Origin of the sequence: Methanobrevibacter sp. (genome assembly GCF_045636185.1) — an archaeon.
Lineage (GTDB): Archaea > Methanobacteriota > Methanobacteria > Methanobacteriales > Methanobacteriaceae > Methanocatella.
The window spans coordinates 1-2,695 of the sequence record NZ_JAZTXC010000132.1 but is presented as its reverse complement, the minus strand read 5'-3'; the positions used below and the strand labels follow the sequence as shown (position 1 = coordinate 2,695).

At 31.2% G+C, this 2,695-nt stretch carries 3 protein-coding genes and 1 pseudogene; 1 reads left to right on the top strand and 3 read right to left on the bottom strand.

Annotation, left to right across the window (positions count from 1 at the left end):
• Positions 1-239, bottom strand: a pseudogene (locus tag ACKI3Q_RS07555) (hypothetical protein); the annotation flags it as partial.
• A 329-nt stretch (positions 240-568) separates the two neighbouring features.
• On the opposite strand from ACKI3Q_RS07555, the gene ACKI3Q_RS07550 reads away from it, so the two are divergent.
• Positions 569-727 carry a hypothetical protein gene (locus tag ACKI3Q_RS07550; protein ID WP_407415813.1) on the top strand — a complete coding sequence of 53 codons (159 nt, stop codon included), beginning with the start codon at positions 569-571 and terminating at the stop codon, positions 725-727.
• Here ACKI3Q_RS07550 and ACKI3Q_RS07545 read toward each other — a convergent pair.
• Together ACKI3Q_RS07545 and ACKI3Q_RS07540 are read right to left on the bottom strand one after the other, a co-directional pair.
• The gene (locus ACKI3Q_RS07545) at positions 724-1,947 is read right to left on the bottom strand and encodes an aldo/keto reductase (protein ID WP_407415811.1); all 1,224 of its coding nucleotides are present in this window, start codon (positions 1,945-1,947) and stop codon (positions 724-726) included. The genes ACKI3Q_RS07550 and ACKI3Q_RS07545 overlap by 4 nt on opposite strands.
• A gap of 67 nt (positions 1,948-2,014) precedes the next feature.
• Positions 2,015-2,695 (bottom strand): UTP--glucose-1-phosphate uridylyltransferase (locus ACKI3Q_RS07540; protein ID WP_407415809.1); only part of this gene is annotated, 681 nt, incomplete at its 5' end.

Sequence of the window (2,695 nt, the reverse complement as noted above, 5' to 3'; positions counted from 1 at the left end):
ATCGTACCTTTTTTAATTATTTTATGGGAACCACAATTAGGACAAATTGGAATATCATATTTAAAAGTGTTATTTTCATCTAAAAATAGTTTTTGATTAGTATTTTCAAAATTTGGTACTTTATTTAACCTTTCTGAAATGATTTTTTCATGATCAATTCTTTCATCAGAATAATCAAAAAGTTTAAGTTGTATGAAGTCTAAATTATTATTGAGGGCAAATTTATTTATATTAGGCATAAAATATAATTTGTCCTCACTTATTTAAGTAATTTACTATTTTTTATCAATTTATATTAAAATTAAAGAAAAATTGGAATGAATTTCATCGAAGTAAAACTTCAAGTGTAAAAAAATTAAATTTTAAAAAGCCTATAAAATTTTACAGACTCAAAAAAAAGAAATGTATTTAATTAGATATAACCATTTTTTTAACATAAGCCTAAATACTTATGATTCATTGAAAACAATTTTTATCAGTGCCAACAATTTTTATCAATGGATTCAACAAGTTTTAAATAAAATATAAAATTATAATACTTATTAATTAACAAAATAAAGTGATAACCATGCCATACGATTACTATGATGACTTTCTAAAGCAAAGAAACCATCCCATTTTTACTGAAACGTCAAATATAGTCAGACAAAAATTCTGGCGGGAGACCTTTGATGTTGTAGAGTCACAGGAATGGGAGGAAATTACAGACAAGATAAGAAAAAATTAACGGTTCAATAACCTGACAATCCTTCTGTAAATAGGAAAACCAACAACCTGAACAAATGATAAAATATATTTCATTCCAGGGACTTCAAATTCCTTTTTAACTTTTTTTAACTCGGATATGATATCAAGTTTTTGAGGACATTTTCTTAGGCATCTGCCGCAGGCATTACATTTTCCTGCATTGCCCGAATGTCCCATTACTCCACCTACATACTGAAAATAATTCATTGAAGAAGGATTTATAAATCCTTTATGATTAAACAAATATTTTTCATTATATATTTTCATGCATTCCGGAATATTAACTCCCTGAGGACAAGGCATACAGTAGCCACAGGTAGAACAATTAATCTTAAGGGAATTCCTCATAACTCTTTTAACAAACTCGACAGTTTCCAGATCTTCAAAACTCATGGATAATGGTGTGGTTTTATGAGCCACTTCCAGATTTTCATCAAGCTGATCAAGAGAATTCATTCCAGACAGGACACATGTAACATTGCGGTTATTTAAAACCCATTCCATTGCCCATTGGGCATTGCTTTTGTTTGGATTGGCTTTTTTAAATATTTCTTCAGCTTCATCAGGCATTTTTCCTGCAAGAATACCACCCTTTAAAGGTTCCATTATAAAGATTCCCATGCCTTTAGAAGCAGCATATTCAATGCCTTCAACACTGGCTTGAACATTCTCATCAAAATAATTATACTGAACCATCACTACATCCCAGTCATAGGCATCTATTAATGACGGGAATTCCTCTTTAGGTCCATGATATGAAAAACCAACATGTTTAATTTTTCCTTCGCTTCGAGCTTTTTCTAAAAATTTGATTAAATCCTTTTTAAAAAGCCTATTCATTGCTTTTAAATCAACAGCATGAACCAGATAATAATCAATGCAATCTCTCTGAAGTCTATTAAGTTGCTCTTCTAAGATTTCTTCCATATCTTCATATTTTCGAACATTAATAGCCGGCAATTTAGAAGAAATAATAACTTTGTTTGCGTATTCTCCTTTAAGAATTTCTCCGAGAAATGTTTCGCTATCACCATAAAGATATGCCGTATCAATTAAATTAACACCATGGTCTATTGCATGATAGATTAACTTTTGAGCTTTTTCCCGGTCTATTTTTCCATTTTTAAGAGGCAATCTCATTGCGCCAAAGCCCAATGGAGAAATCATATCTCCTGTTTTTTCAATCATCCTATATTCCATTTGACTCACTTGTTAATTTTTTTTAAAAAAAAAAAAGGATGAAAATCCCTAACAATCAGTTAGGGGCCTATTCACATTTGTCAATCATACATTTCATATATTTAAGTAATGCATCTTTGGACTCTTCATCATCAAGAGCAAATTCAATAGAAGTTTTTAACCATTCAAAACGATTTCCTATATCATAGGTTTTTCCTTCAAATGTATTTCCATAGATTGCATCTAATTTTGATAAAGCGTCAGTAAGTTGAATTTCACCGCCGACACCAGGTTCGGTTTCATCAATCTTATCAAAAATGTCAGCAGTCAAAACATAACGTCCCATAATAGCTAAATTGGATGGTGCTTGATGAGCTAAAGGTTTTTCAACAAGCTTTTCAATATTATAAACATCAGGTTCAACTTCAGTTCCTTTGATGATTCCATATCTTTCCACTTTGTTCAGTGGAACTTCCTCAAGGGAAATTGCAGAAGCATTATATTTTTCATAAACATCAATCAGCTGCTTTGTGCATGGAACAGGACCTTTTGTAATGGAATCTCCTAAAAGTACTGCAAATGCTTCTCCACCAATATGTTTTTTGGCACAGTAAATTGCATCACCAAGTCCTCTTTGCTCTTTTTGCCTTACATAACAAATATCAGCCAAATCCGTGATTGCACGAACTTGTCTTAAACGATCATCTTTACCTGCACTTTGCAATGTCTGTTCAAGTTCAAAAGATTTATCAAAGTGATCTTCAATAGA